Origin of the sequence: Scrofimicrobium canadense, assembly GCF_009696615.1 — a bacterium.
GTDB lineage: Bacteria > Actinomycetota > Actinomycetes > Actinomycetales > Actinomycetaceae > Scrofimicrobium > Scrofimicrobium canadense.
This window is the reverse complement of record NZ_VULO01000002.1, coordinates 79336-102287: the sequence shown is the minus strand read 5'-3', so window position 1 is coordinate 102287 and position 22952 is coordinate 79336. Positions and strand designations below refer to the sequence as shown.

Genomic DNA, 22952 nt, shown 5'->3' with positions numbered 1-22952 from the left:
AAGAAATGCCTGGTTTAAACCTGACACGTCAAGAAGCAGTTGAACGTGCTGCCCTAGTGCAACCCACTAGCTACGCCGTGCAACTTGACTTGACCAAAGGCGAGACAACATTCGCCTCGAACACAACGATTGCCTTTACCGGCACTGCTGGAGCCCACACGTTCGTGGACCTCGTAGCCGATCAGGTCCATCGGATCGAACTCAATGGAGTTGAAATCCCCGTCGACGCCTACCAAGACAATCGGATTGAGATTGGCCCCTTGGCGGAGGAAAACACGCTTATTGTGAACGCCGACTGCCTCTACATGCATACTGGGGAGGGCCTCCACGCATTTACCGACCCCGCAGACGGAAAACGCTACTGCTACTCGCAGTTTGAAGTTCCTGATGCCAGGCGGGTTTTTGCAACTTTTGAGCAGCCCGACCTCAAAGCCACTTTCCAATTTACGGTGACTACACCACCAGAATGGACAGTGTTCTCGAATTCTCCCACGCCAGAACCCATTTCCGTAGATGAAGGACTTCGCTTCGAATTTGCTCCTTCACCGGTCATCTCCACATACATCACAGCAATTGTCGCAGGACCATACTACGGAGTGACCAGTTCATACACCGATGCTGAGGGTAGAGAAATTCCCATGGGAGTGTACTGCCGTCAGTCCCTTGCCGAGTACTTAGACCCTGATTTTGTTTTCGATATTACGAAAGCAGGGTTCGCTTTCTTTGAAAAGTCCTACGGAATCCCCTACCCATTTGGGAAGTACGATCAAATTTTCGTCCCCGAATACAACGCGGGTGCTATGGAAAATGCTGGATGCATAACATTCCGCGATCAGTACGTTTTCCGTTCAAAGCCAACAGCCTGGCAACGTGAGGCTCTATCAAACACCATCTTGCATGAGCTGGCCCACATGTGGTTTGGCGATTTGGTGACCATGCAGTGGTGGGATGATCTGTGGCTTAATGAGTCTTTCGCAGAGTTTATGTCACATTTTGCTGCATCTGAAGCTACAGAGTTCAAGGATGCTTGGATCGGCTTCCTGCAACGCAAAGAGTGGGGACTCGATAACGATCAGCTCCCCACAACACACCCAATAAAAGCTGAAATACGTGATTTAGAGGATGTCGAAGTCAATTTCGATGGCATCACCTATGCAAAAGGTGCGGCCGTCCTCCGCCAGCTCGTTAGCTACGTGGGAAGAGACAACTTCCTCTCAGGGATCAACTCCTATCTGAAAAAGCACGCATTTGGTAACGCAACGTTGGCTGATCTTTTAGGTGAACTAGAGGCCACATCTGGGCGAGACCTTTCGCGCTGGTCGCAGGTCTGGCTGGAGGAGTCCGGTGTCACGGTCTTGCGTCCAGACATTCTCCTCTCGGAGGACGGCCGTATCCAGGAGTTCGCTGTCATCCAAGAGGCATTTTCACCGGGCGCGTCCCTTCGTCCACATCGTCTAAAGGTCGGAGGCTATGATCTGGTCGATGGAACTGTCACTAGGGTCTTTTCGACTGAACTGGACGTTGACGGTGAACGAACTGTAGTGACCGACCTGACGGGGCAGCCTCGACCCGCGTTGCTATTGGTGAACGATGAAGACCTCGCCTACGCAAAGATTCGACTTGATTCAGAATCTCTAGCTTTCGCGGTTGAAAACATTTCTCAGTTCACTGACCCACTCACCCGCAGAATTATTCTTTCTGCTGCGTGGGATATGACGCGTGACGCGGAGCTTTCTGCAACCAAGTTCATCCAGTTGGCAATCGCGGCACTCCCCACTGAGAAATCCGTTGCCACTGTCACGGGTCTTCTCAATCAAATCAACCGAGCTGCTAAATGCTACGCCGCACCTAATGATCGGGGATGGCGTTTAGAAAGCACTGCTTCCGGCATCGAACTCTTGGCAAAAACAGCTCCAGCTGAAAGTGACCAGCAGCGCCTCTTAGTAAAATCATTAGCTTCCTTGGCTCAATCCCCGAGTCAATTTGAGACAGTCAAGGGTCTCTACGAAGGAACCGTTCCTCTATTCGGCTTGGACATCGATACTGATCTTAAATGGGATCTTCTTTGTGCCCTTGTGCGTGGCGGTCTCGCGGGAGACGATGACATCAAACGCCTGCACGCTCAGGACAATACTATGACGGGTGAGCAGCGCTCCCGACAAGCTCATGCTTCCATTAATTCAACAGAGATTCGTGAAGAAACATGGAACACCATTCTCCACGACGTTTCGGTCCCCAATGACACTCGTTGGGCACTTGTGTCAGGCTTCTGGGCTCACGCAGCAACACAACCAGCTCTATACGCTCAGTTCATCGACAGATTTTTCGACGAGGCGGTGCGCGTGTGGGACCAGCACACCTTCCATATTGCCTCGGGCATCATTGAATCGATGTTCCCCGTGCCACTGGCTGGCTACCTCACCGAATATGATATCCCGCAAATAGCCCAAACCTGGTTGGACAATCATGAAGGCGTATCGTCGTCATTACGTCGACTCATGGTCGAAGCCCAAGCTGACACCCGACGTATGGTACAGGCACAAGAATGTGACTCACGCGGCTAAGCCGTGTCCAGTCTCACGGCAATAATTGGCGGCATCCGTGTTAGCTTGGATGTTAAGTCCAAGTACCGCAGGGAGCCACGATGACCACACCGGAACTCATACTCAAAGGCCTAGGCGGCGCGGATAACGTCTCTGAGCTAGAGGCGTGCATCACTAGGCTACGGGTAGAAGTTGCGCAGCCTGATTTAGTCGACGAAGTTATCCTCAAAGAAGCTGGCGCTTTTGGTGTCGTTCAGGTGGATGACATTGTGCAGGTGGTCGTCGGACCAACTGCAGACCAGGTCGCTAAATCGGTGAATTCACTGCGCTGATGGAGGTGTATGCGCCCCTATCTGGGACGCTACACCCTCTTTCACAAATTCCTGATCGGGTTTTTGCTGAAAAGATGCTTGGTGATGGTGTAGCCCTACTGCCAATCGACGACAACATTCAAGTGGTTTCGGCACCTGCCAATGGGCGGATCGATGCACTTTTTCCACATGCATTTGTCATCTCAGGAATCTTGGTGCATATCGGCGTCAACTCAGCTACCTGTCCCGCTTTTACCGTGCTGGCGTCGAAGGGACAGCGCGTGTCTGTTGGCCAGTCAATAGTTGAATGGAATGTTGCCGTGTCCCAGCAGCTGAATATTCCTTCTTGGGTTGCCGTTGTAGCCGTTGAGTCCCCCCACATATCGCTAGTAGCTGCGTATGGATCACTAGTCGAAGCGCAGTCTCTAATGTTCTCTTGCACCACTCACACTTCCTGATCCTCCATCACTGAGATCCTGAAGATGGTTACTTTTTCCTAGCTCGCTCCGGTAGACTGCCTTTATTACTTAATGAAAAGGCTCGGCGGAAGACTTCGTGATGGCTCAGCGACAAAAAGTAAAAGGACAACGGCGCCCCGGATCTCAGCAGGCTTTGCGTGAGCTCAATTCTCATCGCATTCTCGAAGTATTGGCAGTAGAGGGTCCCCATACGCAAAGCGATCTTGCTCGACTCACTGGACTATCTGGCGGAACTGTCTCAAATATCGTCCGCAAACTTGCAGCCGCTGGGACAGTAAGCACTGAGGCTGCCGTCGTCGGTGGCCGTAGGGCAACAAAGGTGGCCTTGCTGCCCACTAACCAATTTTTATTGGGAATAGATATCGGCAGAACCCACCTCACCATGTCATTGACCGATTCAGCCCGCAAAGAATTGGCAACACATGACTCACGACTCCCCGAAAACCACTCCCCTGAAGAGACGTTCCCGCATGTCGAGTCGGTATTGCAAGACCTACTCAAAACTTCTGGAATAGCAAAAGAGAGTATCGCAAGCTGCATTATTGCCCTTCCAGCATCGATTCGTTCTTCCGATTATTCGATTGTGCAAGACACTGTCTTTCATACCTGGGCTGGCCGAGATTTAAGGGCGATGGCCCAGGACTATCTAGGAATCGACGTCCATCTAGAAAACGACGCAAATGTGGGTGCATTAGCCCAAATCGTGTGCGGAGATTATCCCTCAGCACGTAATTTAATCTACGTTAAAGTTGCCTCTGGCATTGGGCTTGGTTTGGTGCAGAACTTTTCCTCCCCTACTTCCTCAACTGCGATTGACGGCCCTCGCATATATTCTTCGTCCACGGGACTCACCGGAGAAATTGGCCATACTCAGTTTTCTGAAGCGGGAGAGGTGTGCTACTGCGGCAATCGTGGCTGCCTTGAGACAATTGCTTCGCTGAGGGCCCTTGTGGCAAACCTTGACCGTATCCGACCAGGGAAAAAGCATAATACTGACAGTATTCTTACAGCAGCCAATGAGGGTGACGTTGTTGTTTCGCGTATGCTCACTGATGCGGGCGGCGCCTTAGGACGCTCACTGTCTACCCACATCAACGTGTTGGCACCAGATGCAGTCGTTATTGGCGGGCCGCTCTCCCCTCTTGGAGATTCCTATTTGGATTTGGTCGTTCCAGCGGCCCGACAACGGCTCTTGCCTGCCGTTGATGCTGCAGTAGATTTTTCCATCACTTCTTTGGGTACTCGCGCAGAAGTTCTGGGGTGCGTTGCCTTAGCCGCACAAATGATGTGGACAAGCCCACGCGCATAACCGCGCAATGAATCCTCCCCTTATCGTTTATTTGTTACAGACAGATTGCGATTTGGTCGCATTATGGTTCCACTAGTTGTAATCAAACTCGTTTGTCCCCTAGACTGACTCAATGTAAGGTGAAGAAGCTCACGACGGTCGGCGCGAAGGTGTGACGTTTAGCATTTATCTCTTCGACTGGCTACTGAACGGGGAAACTTTGCATATGTCTTGCAGGACAGATAGGAGCTCTCAGTGACAGATGAAATGCCTGTCATCCTCAGGATGGAACACATCACGAAGGCATTCCCAGGCGTTTTGGCCCTTGATGATGTGACCATGGAGGTGCGAAAACAGGAGATTCATGCGATTTGCGGCGAAAACGGAGCTGGGAAATCAACCCTCATGAAAGTCCTCTCAGGTGTACACCCGTACGGTACCTATAAGGGGAGTATTTCTTTCAACGGATCAGAATGTAAATTCTCCTCCATTCGTGATTCCGAGCGCGATGGAATAGTCATCATCCACCAAGAATTGGCTCTTATCCCAACATTGTCCGTTGCGGAGAATATGTTTCTTGGTAATGAAATTCGCCGTGGAGGCGCTATCGACTGGTATGAGACTCGCGCTGAAGCTATCAAGTACATGAATGAGGTTGGACTTGATGAAAGTCCCGATGCTCTTATCAAAGACATTGGCGTCGGTAAGCAGCAACTGGTGGAAATCGCCAAAGCACTGGCAAAAAATGTGAAACTCTTGATTCTTGATGAGCCCACATCAGCACTCAACGAAGAAGAGTCTTCCCACCTTCTAGATCTCATGCGCAAACAGCGCGAACGTGGCGTCACAATGATTATGATTTCCCACAAGCTCGACGAAATAGCGGAAGTCTCTGATGCCGTCACCATTATCCGCGACGGTAAGACCGTAGGCCATATGAATGTTGCTAACGGTCGCATTGATGAGGACGAAATCATCCGTCACATGGTAGGGCGACCTCTTGATGATCGTTATCCTGAACATCAACCTGACATCGGTGATGTTATGTTCGAGGTCGAAGACTGGTGGGTGCGACATCCTCAAGCCACCGAACGCTGGGTATGTAAAGGATCCACACTCAACGTTCGGCGGGGAGAAATCGTTGGACTTGCTGGGCTCATGGGCGCAGGACGCACCGAGTTGGCCCGGTCCATCTTCGGTCGCTCATACGGCATGTGGGAGTCAGGCACACTCAAGCTCAACGGCAAAGAGATTACAGCTAAGTCAGTTCCTGAAGCTATTGCCGATGGTATTGCGTATCTTCCAGAAGACCGAAAAATGCTGGGGTTGAATCTCCTCGACAAAATTTATCAATCAATTATCTCTGCCAAACCAACCAAGGTGACGCGGTCCGGAGTGCTAAATCTTGATGAAGCCCGCCAGGTATCAGAGGTGTACCGCAAAGACATGCGGATCAAAGCTAGTAATGTCGAAGTTGGAGTCAACACACTTTCCGGTGGCAACCAGCAAAAAGTGGTCCTTGCAAAATGGATGTTTACCGATCCTGAAGTGTTGATCTTGGATGAACCTACTCGTGGAATCGACGTTGGCGCCAAGTTCGAGATATACACCTTTATCCAAGCTCTGGCAGACTCTGGAAAAGCCGTCATCGTGATTTCATCTGAGCTACCGGAACTTCTAGGAATCACCGACCGTATATATACCGTTTTCGAAGGCGAAATAACCGGGGATATTCCTACAAAAGAAGCAACTCAAGAGTCGCTGATGCGACTGATGACCCACTCATCTACTCGATCAGAAGCATGAAAGGCAGGCGTAGCCAGACAATGAAACGAAACATCCGGGCGCTCTTCGGGGGCGACTTCAGGCAGTTCGGAATGATTGCCGCCTTAATCGTGATTCTCCTATTCTTCCAGATTCGCACCGGTGGAAAGGTGTTTCAAGCACAAAATCTCATGAATCTCATCATGGGTAATGCTTATGTTCTTATCTTGGCTATCGGCATGGTGCTGGTAATCATCGCCGGTCACATTGATCTTTCTGTGGGATCGGTGGCAGCCTTCGTAGGCATCGTCGTAGCAATGGTAATGAAGAGCTTCGGCCTACCTCCCCTTGTAGCACTTATCATCGGCATTCTGGTCGGATTGGCAGTAGGAGCCTGGCAAGGATTCTGGGTCGCGCAATGGGGAATACCTGCCTTCATAGTCACCTTGGCCGGAATGATGATCTTCCGTGGCGCAAACCAGTTTGTGGGCAAGTCACTGACCGTCCCGGTTCCCGAGTTCTTCCAATTTCTAGGCGCAGGATATTTGCCCGATGTGGCACCAGACGTTTTAGCCTTCAACTTACCTACCATGGTGTTGGCGGGCATTGCTGTGATAGCGCTAGTAATCGTCGAAATACGCAAGTACAGGCGACAAAAGACCTCTGGCGTCGAAATGCCCGCCACATGGGTTCCTGTTGTGCGAACTGTGATTCTCAGCGCATTGATTATTGTCATCATGTGGGTCTTTGCCACAGGACGCCCTGGAACATCGTTCCCTGTTCCAGGAATCATCGTCGTTGTTTTGGCATTGGTATATTCCTTCATCGCTAACCGTACGGTGTTGGGACGCTCGGTCTATGCCGTGGGTGGAAATAAGGCAGCAGCTGAACTCACCGGTGTGCGCGTCAAGAGAGCCAACTTCTTTGTCATGTGTAACTCTTCTTTCCTAGCGGCGGTCGCGGGAATGATCTTTATCGGACGGGCAACCGCATCTGGTCCCGCCGACGGAAATATGTGGGAGCTAGACGCCATTGCTTCAGTATTTATTGGAGGCGCAGCCGTCTCCGGCGGTATTGGGACCATTATGGGGACAATGGTGGGCGCGTTGGTTATGGCTTCACTGAATAATGGTCTTCAACTTGAGGGCATAGGCTCCGATAAGACCCAGATGATCAAGGGCTTAGTTCTTCTATTGGCCGTTGCCGTCGATGTGTACTCGAAGCGTCAGGGAAGGCGTTCCATCATTGGAACCTTCCAGAATGCTAGAAGGAACCAGCGGGAGATTCTTGCTCAAGAGGCTGAGCTCAAGAAAAGCTTGACTGATGATCCTGCTGCGATCAACGTTAGCGGGACTGTTGAGCACACCATCACAAAACTTTCGTCAGGAGAGGACCTTACTGGTGGCGGAGAGGAGGATAGCTCCGCTCAGAACTCACGTGAATAGCTTTCATTTCTATTTCCACAACAACGATGAATGGCATCCATGGGGATGCTACTGACAATAAGTAAGAAAGAAACGAGAGAATACTCATGAAGAATCGTAAAGGATTGGTAGCGGTTGCAACCGCTGTCACATTGAGCTTCGCTCTGGCCGCATGCGGCGGACGAGGTGGCGCCACCGAAGAGTCCGGCACCGCACCAGTCGACGGCGCAGAGTCAGGCGCTAGCGCAGCTGCAGGTGGCGAAGGAACAAAGATCGGCATTGCACTTCCAAAGAAGACCTCACAAAACTGGGTTGAAGCAGAGGAGATGTTCAAAGCCGACTGCGCTGAAGCCAAACTCGACTGCACCATCCAGTTCGCTGATGGTGGCGCGGCGGAGCAGCAAAATCAGGTAGCCGCGATGATTGAGAATGGGGTTCAGGTTCTCATCATTGGAGCTGTCGACGGTTCCCAGCTTGGCACTCAGCTTGCCCAAGCTAAAGCCGCCAATATCAAGGTCATTGCTTATGACCGTATGCTCACAAACACTGAAGATGTCGACTATTACATTGCCTATGACAACTTCGGTGTTGGGCAGTTGCAGGGTGAAGCTCTACTCAACGGCCTTAAAGAGAAAAAGGGCGACAAGGACAAGTGGACGATTGAGCTCATTGCCGGTTCGCCCGATGATGCCAACAGTCTCAAATTCTTTGATGGGGCGATGGACGTTCTCAAGCCAAAGATTGACGATGGTACTCTAACCATTGGTTCTGGCCAGGCCGAATTCACTCAGGTTTCCACCCAAAACTGGGATCCGAAGAACGTACAATCCCGCATGGATACAATCCTCAACTCAACCTACCCAGGTGATGAGGTTATGGACGGCGTACTCTCCCCCAATGACACCCTGGGTCGAGCAGCCATCACTTCCGTCGAGCAAGCCGGAAAGCCGCTTCCTGTTGTTACGGGGCAAGACTCTGAAGACGAGTCTGTGACATGGGTTGTTCAGGAGAAGCAATACTCCACAATCTATAAGGATACCCGTGCGCTGGTCGCCAATGCTGTCAAGCTTGCGATTGCAGTGGCCTCTGGCGATGACAACCCAGAGCTAGAGGGCGTCACGGTCAATGAGACAGAATACGAATCGACCGAGGGCCACCCCGTCGTTGCGTACCTACTCACCCCACAGATCGTCACTTCAGAAAATGCAGCTGAGGTTTATGCAAATGACGAGCACCGCGCAGGACTCGTCGCAGAAGCACAAAAATAGGCTAGTAGTAGTGGCACTATTCTGAGCTAAAGTCCCCAGGGGGGTTGATGTTTCATACATCAACCCCCCTGTTTCTTTTCATGAAAATTGATGCCTCACTCAGTTAACTCGCGATAAGAATGCCTGAGTTTCTTGGCGAATAGGTGCCTCGAGTACTTGCTCCGGACTTCCCACTTCGATGACTTCGCCTTGGTGTAAAAATGCGACTCGATCAGCAACCTGCTTGGCGAAACCCATTTCGTGAGTGGCCATGAGGATAGTGGTATCGCCCTTAAGTTCTTTCACCAAATCCAGCACTTCGCCAACTAGTTGAGGGTCAAGAGCACTAGTGATCTCATCAAGCAGCAGCAACTCGGGTCGCGTGGCAATTGCTCTAACAATTGCTACACGTTGTTGCTGACCGCCAGAAAGCCGATCTGGATATGCGTGCGCCTTATCTGCAAGGCCAATACGATCTAAGAGTTCTAAGGCACGGTTCTGAGCTTCTGCTTTCGATACTTTCTTGACTTTGCGGGAAGCGAGGGCAACATTTTCCATCACGTTCATATGGGGAAACAAATTGTAATGTTGGAAAACAACGCCTATACGAGCTCGGACCGCGTCCGCTTTGATACCCGGAGCGGTGATATCTTCCTCATCAAAAAAAATTTGCCCATCGTCAACGCGTTCCAACAGATTCACAGTTTTGAGAAGTGTTGATTGTCCAGAACCACTGGCACCGATAAGGACTACGCATTCGCTTCGCGAAACATCGAGATCGACTCCACGAAGAATGTGGTTGTCACCGAACCATTTGTGAAGGTTGACAATAGAGAGGGGCGACGCAATAGCCATTGAGCTCATACCTGACCACCCATCTGCTCGCGCGACTGTGCTTGAGCTGTGTACCAGTCTGTGAGCCGAATCATGGGCCACGACATAAGAACAAAAAGAACACCTGCAACAACGTAGGGTGTGAAGTTATATGTACTAGCGACGACGATTTGCGCTGATCGGATGGCGTCTACCGCCCCTAGTACTGAAATTAGCCCGACGTCCTTTTGCATCGAGACAAAATCATTCATGAGTGCAGGTGTAACTTTACGTACTGCCTGCGGCATAACCACTACGCGCGATGTTTGGTTATAACTCAGGCCAAGAGAACGCGCCGCCATTCTTTGAGAAGGGTGCACCGCTTCAATTCCAGCACGGAGTACTTCCGCGATGTACGAGGAATAGGTGAGAATGAGAGCAATAGTTCCCCAAAAAGGTGCTGGTAAACGCGGAAAAATATCGAGGCCTGGGATTCCGAAACCCACCAAATAGAGCACGAGGAGCAGTGGAATACCTCGAAAAAATCGGTGTATAGGGCAGATAACAGTCGTAGCGGCGTGAACACCGGGCCACGTAGCGTTCTCATCACGGCAAGAAGAGTTCCAAAAAAAGCCACTCCGATCGCGGCGAAGAAGAGTACTCGAATATTCAGCCACAATCCCTTGAGTATCTCGGGGAAAGCAGCCCATCCCACTTCCCAATTGAAAAAGAACTTCTTAACGTCTTCCCAACCCGACGCGTTGACAAGAAGCACAGCAACAACTACAGCAAAGAGGACGGTGAAAACAATCGATATTCCCACGGAGCGGAGGTTCTGTTTCTTACGGAAAGACCGCCGTTCTAATTCCACCGGGCTGGGCGTGATGATATCGGGAACAGATGGAGATTCAAGCGCCATTATGCCTCCACAACGAGGGAAATAGGGGACGAAAAAGATGTGGTCGGGGATCTCCTTCCCCAACCACATCTCTTGTGCTACTACTTGAGCGTCGGTACACCCGCACCTTCTACAATCCACGTTTGAGCGATCTCATCCAAGACGCCAGAATCACGCAGTGAGTCAACGGCCTGCGTCACAACGGGAGTAAGCGCAGAATCTTTAGGAAGCAAGAACGCGAGTTCTTCGTCTCCATCTTGGGATTCCAACTGCCCTACTACAACGCCGTCATCTAATACTGCAGTAGCAAGATAGAGGGTCGTTCCCAGGTCTGTGACAATAGCGTCGATTTGTCCGGCTTGGAGGGCAGCTACTGCATCGTCATTAGAGTTGAAAATCGAGACTTCTGTAGTTGGAGCGATAATCTCTTGTGCAGCGGCAATACTTGATGAACCGGCAGCAACTCCAATCTTGGAGTCTTTCAGACCGGCTAAGTCTTTTGCATCGGCGCCTTTATTGCCCTGTATTGAGACCACCGCTTGAGGCGAAACATAGTACGGCGACGAAAAATCAACGGCTTCAAGACGCTCAGGCGTAATCGAGAACTGTTGAATATTCATATCGAAATCTTCAGGCCCAGGCGCAATAACCGTGTCGAATGGTGTGCGGATCCACACGACGTCGTCTTTAGCGAAGCCCATTTCTTCCGCTACCGCGTAGGCTACGGCAGCTTCTAGTCCTTCTCCAGACTCAGGATCATCGTTTTCGACCCAGGGAGAATAAGCAGGTTCGCCTGTCGCAATCGTAAGCTTCCCCGGGGTAACCGTTGGAAGATCTGTAGCTGTTGAACTGTCTGTTGACTGCCCAGATGTCGGTTTTTCGGATTGAGTGGAATCGGTGCCTGAACTACAAGCGGTCATTATGAATATGCTGGCCAAAGTCAAAGCGGAAACAGCAAGGTGACGTTTCATTTGTTTCTCCTTCAGTCAGGCGACCGCAGGGCCAGCCACACGAGAGGCCAGCCCCATCAGTGCAGCGTGAAGCTGGCAAATCTAACACGCTCTAGCTGTATGTGTCAGAGGTGACCGCAAGGCGGAAATCTGCAAAATCGAATCCCGGCGTGACCACGCAACTGACAAGGACGTCGCTAGTACCAGGAAGAGTCCTTTGCCATGTGCCCGCTGGAATCAGAATCTGGCATGCTCCCTGAGTGCCGAGCACCAATACATCTCCGGCCTCGGGTTGTTCACCATTTCCTCCACACTGTAGTTGCAAGGTTCCAGGACCATGCCAGAGCCACATTTCATCCGATGTGACCATATGCCTCGCAGAAGTATCGCCCGCTGGCAAGAAAAAGTAAATGAGAGTTACAGCAGGCCTGTCCCCTATGGAATCGGGAGCTGTGTACGTCCTCCGGTAGTAGCCTCCTTCGGGATGCGGCTCAAGCCCTAAGGTCGTTATTGGGTCACGCACGATATAGTCCCTTTCCTGCGACAATTGTTCGTCGACACGTCCCGGCCCCAGCTTCGACAAGTTCTTCTACACTCTGAACGTCGAAGAATGCTAGATCCGCGGTTGCCCCCACTGCAAGCTGACCAGCTCGAAGTTTTCCAGCGCGCAGTCCCAAAGAGCCCGCACCTCCCAGCGTCGCCGCTTTCAACAAGCGGAAATGCAGGTCTCTGTCGTTGTATCCTTGCTCCCTTGCCAGTCGATACAGCACTGCCACATCCTCAAGGAGGTCAAGGGATGACGACGAACTCAACGAATCAGTACCAACTGAAACCTGATTTCCCTCGCGTAAATATGCCGCAATTGGCGGAGCATCGAGTCCGATAATTTCATTCGACCGTGGACATAATGCGACAGATGTTCCCCGAGCTCTCAACAGAGCTCGATCTTTCGCTGACATGTAGATCCCATGAGCAATATGGCAGTCAGGACCCAGTACACCCAGCTGGTCAACAAACTCCGTTGAGCTCACGCCCACACCCTGGCGACGCAGTTCTGTAAAACTATTTGCTGAGCGTTCCACCCACCCATCGTCACTTCGAATTTCCCGTTCAAAGTGCGCCTCTCCAAGGTGGATGTGGAGGCGTAAGCACAGATTACGCACCAGGTCGGGAACGTCAAGAAGTGGTTGGACCTCAAGTGAGTAGGGGGGCATGTGGCGATACTCCCACCCCTGGAGAAGGTGGGATTTGGTGTATCTCTGCTATCGTCTGCGCACGGCCGCTCTGGCGCCACTCCTGATTCGACCACCCCATGACTTCCCAGTAGGCGATTCCATGCATGCCAGCCTGAGCTAGAGCGGGAGCTGCCTCCAGGTCAGTCACCACGTCGGCAGCAGCAGTGGTTCCCGACTCCAATGCCAGGCGCGTACCTTCAAGAGAAGCCTTCAACCAATCATGGTCACCTGCCTCATATACTCGATCGAAAGCCGCCGACCAATCATCAAATCCCAAATAATGGTGACGCCCCACCTCGGCCATGAGCGTGTATTGCAGGTGCGTGTGCGCGTTGATCAACCCCGGCGTGAGAGTACCTTCCCAATGTTCCTCTACATATGAGAGTCCCTCGTCTTCAAGAGCTTGGAGAACCCACTGCCGCTGTCCAACATGGATTATTCTCCCCTCGCTCACTGCTACAGCTCCATCCCGAATAGTAGGTGCGGTAACAGGGACTACTAAGGAGGCGGAATACACAGTAGCCTCTGGTGACGTGACTTCCTGAGGACGATTATGGATGTCGGGAGCCACGACACTTTCTGGTATGCCGCGCGCTCGAAGTGAAAGCAAGGAGACCTCACGGTCGTAATCAGCTGTCTAACAGCAAAAAGCTGGCAGGCAAAAGACATGTCCATAATCTCGATAGGATTACCCTCAGCCACCGTGTAGTTAATTCCGTGCCCACCCGCCAAAGCAGTGGATGGCGCTTCTTCAGGAGCGCCTCCTGCTACCGCAAACACCGCATGGGAGGCATCCATATGTGCATTCGTGATCGTACGGGCGTACCCAGTGGCAGAAACTACAACGTCTGCCGCGAGAGCCTCTTCGATGGTTTCCACATGATATCCAGCCGATGCGGCTTCAAGCGCGCGGATGGGATCTATTTCTACGACGGACACAGTCTTGCCTAATGCCCGCGCACACTGGGCAACTCCGGCGCCGACAGGACCATATCCGATGATTGCCCACGTGTTTCCATGGGCTTCGTGGTCAATGGCGAAGGCGCACGTCTGTCCCGTACCGTAGCGATTATCGAAAAGTGTCTTAGACTGAGCATCATTGACTGCAATAACCGGAACATAGAGACCACCGCGATCGGCCAAATTCCGCAACGGGCGAACCCCAGAGGTTGTCTCTTCCGCACCGCCGCGCAGCGATCCCCTTTTTGAATTTCGGGGATGACCCGCCCACCATCATCGATGAGAAACTCAGGTTTCCACGCCTTCAATTCTTCCACCCCAATGGGGTCTTCAAAGACACAGATATCGTGTTGTCGCAGATATTCCGCCACGTCCGGATCTGTCTCATGAGGGAGCGCATATACCGCTACTTCAGCTCCGTGCTTGTGCAAGGCTAGTGCCAACACCGCAGTTTTCGGTTCTACGATGAGGACTATCCCGATACGTTTTCCCCTCACGTCAGCTCCAATTGAAGCGGCTACTGCAGCAGTGACCGGCATGAAATTTTCTGCCCATCGGATTCGGGCCTCTGCGTGCCCCCGGTAGTCGTGGCGCGAAGTGCAATCAACGACATAAAAGGGGGCTGCTGGATTGAATGCTCGTACACCAGGACGCGTCAGCTCATAGGACGACTCAAAACCAGGGACACTCATATCGCCACTCAGGTCAGCAACAATAAGTGGGTACTGAGTCGATATGGTAGGTATCGCATCTGTAAGAAGCTCGCTCCACTGGTCCGCAAATACTACCCGGGTGGTTGCGGACAGTTCCGCAATACGGCCCCCAAATCCTCTCACCGCCTCTTCCAACTCCGAATTCTCCGTCAGGAACGCAAAACTATTGCCAGCTATGAGTAGATTCGTATTGTGATTGAAAGCATCAAGCGCACGCATGTCATTGATCTTAGTGCCAGGTTTTGTCCTACTCGCTTGTGTCTCTTGAAACACGTGTGCTTTCCCGCCATGTGGTCACCTGAGATCCGCACGTCCCTCCAGTACCCCTCGAGGAGCTGTCAGCGTAAGCTGAAGATCTGCAAAAGCCGTGATCGTGGTGATGGGAACGCTGTCGAACATTGATTTCGGCGATGAACAGAGAGGCTAGTGCGTGAAGTCGGAAGCAGTGGAGCCCCAGCAGATGGTTCGGGTACTCGTCGTAGACGATGAACCCAGTCTGCAAGTACTTCTTAAGACTGTTCTACTCAAAGAGGGCTGGGATGTGGTGACCGTTGGTACGGGAGCCGAAGCAGTTTTGCAGGCGCGCGAGTTCCGGCCTCACCTCATAGTTCTTGATGTCATCTTGCCTGATATTGATGGGATGCAAGTTCTTGAAACTATACGACGGGAAGGGAATGATGCAATGGTCCTCTTTCTTACCGCAAACAGTGACGTTGAGGATAGGATTGATGGCATCGCTGCCGGAGGTGACGATTATGTCACTAAACCCTTTTCGATCAAGGAAGTAGTGGTCCGTCTTCATGCACTCCTGCGACGAAGTACAGTCCTCTCGCCCAGCAGCAAAGGCCAACTTCACGTGGGAAGCCTAGAACTTGACGAGAACAGTTTCACTGTTACACGGGGTGAACGGCACGTGCAGCTGACCGTTACCGAATTTTCGTTATTGAAGTTCCTCATGTCGAAGGCTGGCAGTATTGTCACAAAAAGTGAAATTCTCAAAGAAGTGTGGGGTCGCGAAGAAGACGATAACTCCAATTTGGTCGAGCTCTATATCTCTTATCTACGAAAGAAAATAGACGCAGATGCGAATCCTATGATTCATACGATTCGTGGAGCCGGATATGTTCTCAAGTCAGATATTCCTTCCTAATTCACGCGAGTGGCCAATATGCACCTTAACGCCTTGAATACTGGGTGGCTGCGACGGCGCCCCCTACGGGTAAGTCTAGGAGTGGCAATTGGCTCACTTATTCTGCTAGTGACAGCACTTCTATCACTACTTTTCGCCTTTGTCATGCAGCAAGCACTAGCAAAACAGGCTGAAAAGACCCTATATCTTGCACAAGAGAATCTTACTAACCGCATAATCAATGAGGGAGAACTCGACGGACAAAACTTGGTTTTTACGGGAGAAGAAAACCTCATTCCCCCTCCTGATGGTTTTTACCTAATTTTGTCCGATAATAAGGTTGTTTTTTCTTCTCTACTCAGTTCCGATTTCACCTTACGCCGCCTGAGAGTAGATGAAATTGCAACAGTACTTTCCGCAGTGGAGGTGAACTCTTACTCCCCCCAACTTCGCATCAACGAGACTGATTCCTACGCCTTCCTTGCCTCCCCAGTGGTCCTCGATGGCCCCGAGTCGCCCCTCATCACAGCTATTAGCGGTGTAGGCGTCAATGATGGCGTAGCAATAGTAGAGGTATTTTTATGGTGGGAACTCATCGCAGGTGCGATCTCTGCAGGCCTAGGAGTTTTTATCGCCTATCGCCTCATCGTTCGCTCGTTGGCTCCCCTAGAGACCGTCGTAGCCGTGGCAGACAAAATTACTAGTACTCCTCTAGAAGATCTCACTCCCCTTCTCGCTGACCGAGTACGTGCAGTGAACCCGGATTCCCAAAGCGAGGCAGATCGCGTCAGCCTGGCATTCAACGATCTCTTATCTCACGTAGGACAGGCCTTATCTGCTCGCCATCGGGCTGAGGACTCTATGCGACGATTTCTAGCAGATGTCAGTCATGAACTTCGTAATCCGCTTTCGTCGATACGCGGATATTCTGAACTGTACGCTGACGATGAGAGTCTTGACCCTGACGTTCGCTTTGCCTTAGATCGCATTCATGCTGAATCGCAACGCATGAATCGCCTTGTAGAAAGTCTCATCCTGCTTGCAAAATTAGACTCGGGCCCCACTCTTTCACTGGAAGAGATCGACTTAATAGCTCTCGTGAAAACAGTTTTTCACGATGCCCGTATTGCCTACCCTGAACACCAGTGGCAAGAGCAACTGCCCGACTCCAGCATTGTGATCATCGGTAACTCAGACGCATTGGGACAGATAATCCTCAATCTTTTGTCGAATTCTCACCACCACACGCAGGAAGGTTCACTCATTGAGCTGTCAGTACACTGTGATGCAGATGCGGTGCACGTACGAGTTTCCGACAACGGTCCCGGCATTCCGCAACAAGCCCAGGAAATGATTTTTGATCGGTTCTCTCAGGTCCCCCCCGGAACTGAAAAGACGAGAAATCGAGGAACCTTGGGATTGGGATTGGCGATCGCACAGTCTCTAGCTAAGGCACAAGGCTTCACAATAACTGTAGACAGTAACCCTGGTCACACAACGTTTACTCTCGTAATTCCCACCAACTTACGGAAGTAAGGAGCAACCTGTGATGAATATAAGAAGAGTCTTTGGGACATCTGTGAAGACCGTTGCGGATAGGTAAAAAGCTCCATTGAGGTCTCGAATTCATCGTAACGTGGAGCCATGAACAAGAAACTAATCGCAGTAGCAACAACTGGTCTTCTTCTTATGGGCACTCTCACCGCTTGTGGTGCCGAGGGCGACAAGGCTCCTGCTTCTGGCAGCGAGACTACACAGTCACAGACGGAAACCTCCACCACTGACACCAAGACAGAGAATTCCTCAAAGAAGGACAGCTCAACCACAGACGAGAAGGACACCCAGAGCGCAGGCTCAGACTCGTCAACACAGAGCAAGTAAAGACCATATAGAGCAGTAAACCCCCAAAGTGCTGGGTGTGTCTTAAAGGACATGCCCAGCACTTTTTGCATATGTCACTGATGTACCTGTTGCGACATTTGCGATACATACAGCAGGTACATCATTGTATTGCGGAGAGTTGCCAGAAGTGCCCTGCTCACGATTCAGCGAGTGCGCGGCGCTTCGTGTCTAGTTCAATGATGCGGGCGAAAGTATCCTCATAGGCAGGGTCATCTGTATCCATTCGACGCAGTTGCCTGCGTAGTGCAGCAGTTTCCCGCGTAAGCCCCCGTCTTACCAAAGATTTCATCACGCCCAATGCAAAATCTCGCGCATCCTCCTCATCACAAGGAAGCGGCTCCACAGCAATATGGGTGAGGGCCTCAGCCACCACTGAATCCGCCCCAGCTCGGATTTCATCGAGCCAACGCCGAGTAGCCAGGTTTACGGAGTCCTCTCCAACTCCTGCTTCCGCCTCAGCCGAGGCCAAAAAGTCAAGGAACACATCGAGCCCACCCGTGGCTTCGATAGCTTCGTGTATTGCCTGATGCAGGGGTACTGTGTAGGCATCTGATCCCAGATCTTCAAAACCTGAACCCACCATATCTAAAGGCCTCTGTAACAAAGCAACCAAAGCCTGGCGCTCGGCTTTAGCAACTGGATCACTTTCCTGAGCTCGAGGTGTCGATGCTCTCGTCGTTCCTTGTCTCATCTCATTTTTCACCGACGCTGGATCAACTCCCAACCAGCCAGCAACTATGCGAACATACTCTGCTCGCAAAGCAACATCGCGGATACCGGCTAAAACCGGGGCAGTTACCCTCACACCTGCCACGCGCCCCTCGGCAGTACTCAAGTCAAGAGAGGCAAGTACGCTCTTGAGAACAAATTCGAAAAGCGGTACGCGTGACTCAATCAACTGACGCACAGCTGCATCCCCCTGGGCTATGCGTAAATCACAGGGATCCATCCCATGGGCTTCAATAGCAACAAAGGTTTGTGTAGCAAAACGTTGGTCTTCACCATATACCTTTCGGGCTGCAGCGCGCCCGGCCTCATCACCATCAAAGGTGAAGATAATTTCTCCCCCAATAGCTTTACCAGAAGTGAGAACCACACCTGCAGCCGGGTCTGCACTGTCACCAAGTAACCGGCGAACCACCGAAACGTGATCTGATCCAAAAGCAGTACCACACGTGGCAATTGCCGTCGTTTCACCAGCTAAATGAGCAGCCATCACATCCGTATATCCCTCAACAATGACGACCCGTCGCTGCTTAGAAATCGAACGTTTTGCCAGGTCAAGTCCGTAAAGAACCTGCGACTTGTGGTAGAGAGGAGTTTCTGGAGTGTTGAGATATTTCGGCGAGTTTGGATCCTCTCCCAACCGGCGAGCTCCAAAACCCACAGTAGCCCCCGTAAGGTCGCGAATGGGCCAGATAACCCTGTCACGAAAGCGATCGTAGAGTCCCCTGTTACCTTGGACAGCGAGACCCGCAGTGGTGAGCTCGGCATCAGTGAATCCCTTCCCACGCAAATATCGCGTCAGAGAATCCCATGGACTCGGCGCATATCCGACACCAAATCTCTCCCACTGCTCACGAGTAAAGTGGCGCGACTCCAGAAAAGAGCGCGCGTGTTGCGCATCAGCAGATTCTAGTTGTCCGCGATAATATTCATCCGCAAGGGCATTTGCTTCAAGGAGACGTCCCCGCCTTCCAGGTTCCTCCCGGCGCGCACGACCACCGGACTCATAATGTAACGTCACCCCGGTTTTACTGGCTAGGTATTCGACGGCTTCAGAAAAATCGAGATGATCATGCTTCATCACGAAGCTAATGACATCGCCACCCTCGTTACACCCGAAGCAGTGCCAATATCCCAGCTGAGGCCGCACATGAAAAGACGGGGTACGCTCGTCGTGAAACGGACACAATCCCTTCATGGATCCACTGCCAGCTGAACGCAACTGCACATGTTGCCCGACGATGTCCTCAATGCGCGCCTTTTCACGCACCTCTCGGATGTCTTCCTTACGAATCAGCCCGGCCATACTGGACAGTCTACGTGTCTCCTCCATGCCGCAGTACTGCTTTCGCTGCGGGCTACAGCAGTGTTGAGAGCATCCCACAGTTTCGGGCATGCCACTGCTCGGCCGAAAGGTCTGTTAGACATGCCACTTGGTCAATTACAGCTCGTAAGCGCCCTTCTTCACTGCTAGCTCGCCACTCTTCAGCAAAAGGAGCCTCCAGAGCGTCTGGGCCCGCGTTATACAAGGCATCGACAAGGTCAAAAAGAAGAGTGCGTTGTTGGTAATACACCGGTTCTACCTCTCGAGGCTCCATCACATATCGGACAGCAACCCCTTTCAAGAAAAGTACCTCATCGCGAGTATGGTCAGGAATAATCAGTGAGGCGCGGTATCTGCCTAGCCGACCATCTCCATAGACTTTTCTAGTGGCCTCTACTACCGAAGAACAAAAGCGGCCAATAAGTTGACTTGTAAGGTCTTTCATTGCTGCACGAGCGCGGTAAGAATCGGTATATTCACTCACCCAAAAGGGGAGTTTTCGCACACGACCGAAGGCTTCTTTGAGCGCATCGCTGTCGCCCCCGTACCAATGTGTTGTCGCTTCTACCACCTCGTCAACATCTATTGCAGAAATGTCGCAGCGTCCCGTAACAACTGCGTCCTCAAGGTCGTGAACCGAATATGCCACATCGTCAGAAAAGTCCATCACTTGAGCTTCAAGGCACCTTTGATCCGACGGTGCTTCAAGGCGCATCCAGTCAAATACGTCCCTGTCGTCCTCATAGACACCATATTTGCGCGTCGATTTTTCACGATCAGGCCCCTCGCCTTTTGCCCAAGGATACTTGCAGATTGCATCCAGTGTTGCCCTCGTCAAATTGAGACCGCCAGGACGGTCCCCCCGCATGGTCTTTGCTTCCAGCCTGGCCACGAGACGAAAAGTCTGCGCATTGCCTTCAAACCCACCAATGTCGGCAGCCACTTCGTCTAAAGCCCGCTCCCCATTGTGACCAAAGGGAGGATGCCCCATGTCATGCGCCAGGCACGCCGCATCGACAATATCTGGGTCAGCACCTAGTTCTTTTCCAATCTCTCGACCGATCTGGGCCACTTCTAATGAGTGCGTGAGTCGAGTCCGAACAAAATCATCCTGAGAAGGTCCCAGAACCTGAGTTTTTGTACCTAGCCGCCGGAATCCCGCACTATGGAGTATCCGCGCTCGATCGCGCTCAAAACTGGTTCGGGCAGATTCTTTGGGGGCTTCTGGGATAAACCGCTGTTCTGCCCTCGCACCATAGAGCTCTGAGTCGCCCACTGCCACCTCCATTTAAAAAAGTTTTCAACCCTAGCGTATTATGGAAAAGGCTTGGAACCACAGTGCTCAAGAAAAGGACACACGTGACTCGACCGGTAGAAGTCCTCAACACCACCCGTCTGGTTCATCGCGGAAGCGGGACGGGAACATCGTGGTGGAGGACATCTGCGATCTGCGACCTCCCGGGAGCCTTTGGAGCTGACGATTTGGCGGCTCTCCATGAGCAACTCCCACCTGTACGGAAGCTGGGGTTTGATGCGGTTCTCTTGCGTTTAGCTGAGGCAGATGTGACGCGAAGAACTCACGATCTTAAACAGCTAATAGATATAGCCCACGGCAACGATTTGCGTGTAATGGTCCGTGTTGTCGCTGCACCCGACGACCAAGTAACAGCTCCAACCGCCACTCCGCCTCTGGTGGAACTGTTGGATAATGCACATGTGTTAGTGGAACGCACGCGTGCCCTTCTCAACACCGGTGTTGATGGAGTCGATGTTGGCCTCATCGTCGACGCACCCGAATTGGGTGATGGCGCGCGACGTGGCGAAGAATTCTCTCGCACAGTGAACCAACAGCTTGCAGAGCTTGCTGATCTCGACTCACAAACGATCCTCAGTGCAGAGGCATCACGTTCTCATCCAGACTTCTTCCATAGGCACCTGACCGAGGATTGGTTTCATCATTTGAGGGATGACGCCCTCTATGGATCTCCTTGGTCAGCTCAATCTTTACAGAAGCGAATTGCTCAGACATATAAAGACCGGGACCCTTTGGGCCACGCAGCAGCATGGCGCCCCTCGCTGAAAACGTGGGCAGAGAATCCGCGTTTGCGGGGTGCCATTGCAGGTTCGTGGGAAGAGGATGCCCCAGCGGCTCGCTCGTCAGCAATGGTTACCTTTGCTGCATCGCTTCCAGGAGCTATATATCTCCCTTATCTCACGTGTGGCGGTTCAGTTCATGTCAGCCAGCTTCGGAGGCCACGCTTGGCTCTATCTCTGGGAAACGCTCCCCTAAACATGTTCCAGCGCGGACTCGCCTCCTCGGTTTTACATCTGCGTAAAAAATACGATCTCGGCAAAGCAACCTTGGCGTTTGTTGAGGGATTATCCTGGGCCAACGACCAAACTAGCGTCCATCTTTCCGGTCCAATCATGGTTGTCTTGAACACTTCGTCGCGGTCAATTACCGTACCTAATCATCATTCCCCTCTTCTGTATTCTGGGGGGTTTCTCGAATCGACAGCCGAAGGCACAGTAGTGGAGCCAGAAAGCTGTGCATGGTTTGTGGCAGGACGTCCCGATCCTATCGACCCAGCACACTATTCAACCGCTCGATAGAGTTTTGCCGGACGATGCGCCTTTCCAGCCATCACTTCGCCTGTCTCGATGACATGCCCGTCTTTGAGCACTTGGCGCCTGAAATTTGCTACATCTAAAGCGTGTCCAAGAATCTCCTCATAGACGTGCCGCAACTGTGCCAGCGTGAAAGTCTCCGGAAGAAAACCTGCTGCCAGCTCAACTTTTGCTTGCAACCTACGCAATGCATAACGAATAATCTCCTCATGGTCGAAGGCCATGTGTGGAAGGGAACGAACGGGAAACCAATGCACATTTTCTGCACTCGCACTGGCTTGAGCATCATTCAGTTGTGCCCAATAGACGATTGAAATGACTCTTTGCGCAATGCTACGGCCTGGTTCCCCAAAAGTATAAAGTTGCTCCAAATACTGAGGCTGCAAACCAGTTGTGTCATACAGCGTCCTATACGCAATGTGGAGTAACGATTCATCCCACGTTACCGGACCGCCAGGAAGTGCCCACAAGCCACCATAGGGTTCTTTGATTCTCTTAACCAATGGCAGCGACAATGTTTCTTCTCGAAGCGCAAAAATAACGGTTGACACCGCGACTGGCGGTGGAAGCGCTCCTCGCTCGGAAACATTAGCGCCTGGAGTGAAATATCGCACAGGT

At 51.8% G+C, this 22952-nt stretch carries 21 protein-coding genes; 11 read left to right on the top strand and 10 right to left on the bottom strand.

The window, feature by feature from the left end:
• The first annotated feature begins 5 nt into the window (after positions 1-5).
• The 7 genes from pepN (at position 6) to FYJ24_RS02010 (ending at position 9077) form a co-directional block, all read left to right on the top strand.
• On the top strand, positions 6-2564 hold the full coding sequence (pepN, locus tag FYJ24_RS02040) for an aminopeptidase N (RefSeq protein WP_154543107.1): 2559 nt from the start codon (positions 6-8) through the stop codon (positions 2562-2564).
• An 80-nt stretch (positions 2565-2644) separates the two neighbouring features.
• Complete coding sequence (locus tag FYJ24_RS02035) at positions 2645-2875, top strand: glucose PTS transporter subunit EIIB (RefSeq protein ID WP_154543105.1); 231 nt, start codon at positions 2645-2647, stop codon at positions 2873-2875.
• Positions 2875-3312, top strand: a complete 438-nt coding sequence (locus tag FYJ24_RS02030; protein ID WP_154543103.1) for a PTS sugar transporter subunit IIA — start codon at positions 2875-2877, stop codon at positions 3310-3312. The genes FYJ24_RS02035 and FYJ24_RS02030 overlap by 1 nt, the downstream gene beginning before the upstream one ends.
• A 100-nt stretch (positions 3313-3412) precedes the next feature.
• Positions 3413-4642 (top strand): ROK family transcriptional regulator, encoded by a 1230-nt coding sequence (locus FYJ24_RS02025; protein ID WP_154543101.1) that lies wholly within the window; start codon positions 3413-3415, stop codon positions 4640-4642.
• A gap of 234 nt (positions 4643-4876) precedes the next feature.
• Positions 4877-6427: an ATP-binding cassette domain-containing protein gene (locus tag FYJ24_RS02020; protein WP_450097623.1), complete on the top strand. Its 1551-nt coding sequence runs from the start codon at positions 4877-4879 to the stop codon at positions 6425-6427.
• A 20-nt stretch (positions 6428-6447) separates the two neighbouring features.
• Complete coding sequence (locus FYJ24_RS02015) at positions 6448-7830, top strand: ABC transporter permease subunit (RefSeq protein WP_154543099.1); 1383 nt, start codon at positions 6448-6450, stop codon at positions 7828-7830.
• 86 nt (positions 7831-7916) lie between these two features.
• Positions 7917-9077 carry a substrate-binding domain-containing protein gene (locus tag FYJ24_RS02010; protein WP_154543097.1) on the top strand — a complete coding sequence of 387 codons (1161 nt, stop codon included), beginning with the start codon at positions 7917-7919 and terminating at the stop codon, positions 9075-9077.
• Between the two features lie 99 nt (positions 9078-9176).
• Here the strand turns inward: FYJ24_RS02010 and FYJ24_RS02005 are convergent, their stop codons facing one another.
• From FYJ24_RS02005 to FYJ24_RS01980, 7 genes are all read right to left on the bottom strand, one after another.
• The gene (locus tag FYJ24_RS02005) at positions 9177-9920 is read right to left on the bottom strand and encodes an amino acid ABC transporter ATP-binding protein (protein ID WP_154543095.1); all 744 of its coding nucleotides are present in this window, start codon (positions 9918-9920) and stop codon (positions 9177-9179) included.
• A complete protein-coding gene (locus FYJ24_RS02000) occupies positions 9917-10579 on the bottom strand; it encodes an amino acid ABC transporter permease (protein WP_225871925.1) in 663 nt (220 codons plus the stop codon). Before FYJ24_RS02000 ends, FYJ24_RS02005 begins: the two co-directional genes overlap by 4 nt.
• Before the next feature lie 289 nt (positions 10580-10868).
• Complete coding sequence (locus FYJ24_RS01995) at positions 10869-11738, bottom strand: ABC transporter substrate-binding protein (protein WP_154543093.1); 870 nt, start codon at positions 11736-11738, stop codon at positions 10869-10871.
• A 91-nt stretch (positions 11739-11829) separates the two neighbouring features.
• The gene (locus FYJ24_RS01990) at positions 11830-12240 is read right to left on the bottom strand and encodes a cupin domain-containing protein (RefSeq protein ID WP_318656456.1); all 411 of its coding nucleotides are present in this window, start codon (positions 12238-12240) and stop codon (positions 11830-11832) included.
• Positions 12233-12931 carry an amidohydrolase family protein gene (locus tag FYJ24_RS13300; protein WP_318656455.1) on the bottom strand — a complete coding sequence of 233 codons (699 nt, stop codon included), beginning with the start codon at positions 12929-12931 and terminating at the stop codon, positions 12233-12235. Before FYJ24_RS13300 ends, FYJ24_RS01990 begins: the two co-directional genes overlap by 8 nt.
• Positions 12912-13469, bottom strand: a complete 558-nt coding sequence (locus FYJ24_RS13295; protein WP_318656454.1) for an amidohydrolase family protein — start codon at positions 13467-13469, stop codon at positions 12912-12914. Before FYJ24_RS13295 ends, FYJ24_RS13300 begins: the two co-directional genes overlap by 20 nt.
• Positions 13451-14095 carry an NAD(P)-dependent oxidoreductase gene (locus tag FYJ24_RS01980; RefSeq protein WP_263970213.1) on the bottom strand — a complete coding sequence of 215 codons (645 nt, stop codon included), beginning with the start codon at positions 14093-14095 and terminating at the stop codon, positions 13451-13453. The genes FYJ24_RS13295 and FYJ24_RS01980 overlap by 19 nt, the downstream gene beginning before the upstream one ends.
• A 960-nt stretch (positions 14096-15055) precedes the next feature.
• Between FYJ24_RS01980 and FYJ24_RS01975 the strand changes: the two genes are divergently transcribed.
• The 3 genes from FYJ24_RS01975 (at position 15056) to FYJ24_RS01965 (ending at position 17635) form a co-directional block, all read left to right on the top strand.
• Complete coding sequence (locus tag FYJ24_RS01975) at positions 15056-15775, top strand: response regulator transcription factor (RefSeq protein ID WP_318656453.1); 720 nt, start codon at positions 15056-15058, stop codon at positions 15773-15775.
• 81 nt (positions 15776-15856) lie between these two features.
• Positions 15857-17290: a sensor histidine kinase gene (locus FYJ24_RS13290; protein ID WP_206192440.1), complete on the top strand. Its 1434-nt coding sequence runs from the start codon at positions 15857-15859 to the stop codon at positions 17288-17290.
• Between the two features lie 108 nt (positions 17291-17398).
• Positions 17399-17635: a hypothetical protein gene (locus tag FYJ24_RS01965; protein ID WP_154543087.1), complete on the top strand. Its 237-nt coding sequence runs from the start codon at positions 17399-17401 to the stop codon at positions 17633-17635.
• Between the two features lie 157 nt (positions 17636-17792).
• Here FYJ24_RS01965 and dnaG read toward each other — a convergent pair whose 3' ends face one another.
• A complete protein-coding gene (dnaG, locus tag FYJ24_RS01960; protein WP_154543085.1) occupies positions 17793-19688 on the bottom strand; it encodes a DNA primase in 1896 nt (631 codons plus the stop codon).
• 52 nt (positions 19689-19740) lie between these two features.
• Positions 19741-20982, bottom strand: a complete 1242-nt coding sequence (locus tag FYJ24_RS01955; protein WP_318656452.1) for a deoxyguanosinetriphosphate triphosphohydrolase — start codon at positions 20980-20982, stop codon at positions 19741-19743.
• Positions 20983-21065: 83 nt separating this feature from the next.
• Here FYJ24_RS01955 and FYJ24_RS01950 point away from each other — a divergent pair, with 83 nt between their 5' ends.
• Positions 21066-22319, top strand: a complete 1254-nt coding sequence (locus tag FYJ24_RS01950) for an alpha-amylase family protein (RefSeq protein WP_154543081.1) — start codon at positions 21066-21068, stop codon at positions 22317-22319.
• On the opposite strand, the gene FYJ24_RS01945 is transcribed toward FYJ24_RS01950, so the two are convergent.
• Positions 22301-22948, bottom strand: a complete 648-nt coding sequence (locus FYJ24_RS01945; protein ID WP_206192439.1) for an NUDIX hydrolase — start codon at positions 22946-22948, stop codon at positions 22301-22303. The two genes, FYJ24_RS01950 and FYJ24_RS01945, sit on opposite strands and share 19 nt — an antisense overlap.
• Positions 22949-22952: the final 4 nt, after the last annotated feature.

Coding starts and splice junctions, on each gene's coding strand:
- pepN (WP_154543107.1), top strand. CDS start 6: ATGCCTGGTTTAAACCTGACACGTCAAGAAGCAGTTGAACGTGCTGCC.
- FYJ24_RS02035 (WP_154543105.1), top strand. CDS start 2,645: ATGACCACACCGGAACTCATACTCAAAGGCCTAGGCGGCGCGGATAAC.
- FYJ24_RS02030 (WP_154543103.1), top strand. CDS start 2,875: ATGGAGGTGTATGCGCCCCTATCTGGGACGCTACACCCTCTTTCACAA.
- FYJ24_RS02025 (WP_154543101.1), top strand. CDS start 3,413: ATGGCTCAGCGACAAAAAGTAAAAGGACAACGGCGCCCCGGATCTCAG.
- FYJ24_RS02015 (WP_154543099.1), top strand. CDS start 6,448: ATGAAACGAAACATCCGGGCGCTCTTCGGGGGCGACTTCAGGCAGTTC.
- FYJ24_RS02010 (WP_154543097.1), top strand. CDS start 7,917: ATGAAGAATCGTAAAGGATTGGTAGCGGTTGCAACCGCTGTCACATTG.
- FYJ24_RS02005 (WP_154543095.1), bottom strand. CDS start 9,920: ATGAGCTCAATGGCTATTGCGTCGCCCCTCTCTATTGTCAACCTTCAC.
- FYJ24_RS02000 (WP_225871925.1), bottom strand. CDS start 10,579: ATGGGCTGCTTTCCCCGAGATACTCAAGGGATTGTGGCTGAATATTCG.
- FYJ24_RS01995 (WP_154543093.1), bottom strand. CDS start 11,738: ATGAAACGTCACCTTGCTGTTTCCGCTTTGACTTTGGCCAGCATATTC.
- FYJ24_RS13300 (WP_318656455.1), bottom strand. CDS start 12,931: ATGCCCCCCTACTCACTTGAGGTCCAACCACTTCTTGACGTTCCCGAC.
- FYJ24_RS01965 (WP_154543087.1), top strand. CDS start 17,399: ATGAACAAGAAACTAATCGCAGTAGCAACAACTGGTCTTCTTCTTATG.
- dnaG (WP_154543085.1), bottom strand. CDS start 19,688: ATGGCCGGGCTGATTCGTAAGGAAGACATCCGAGAGGTGCGTGAAAAG.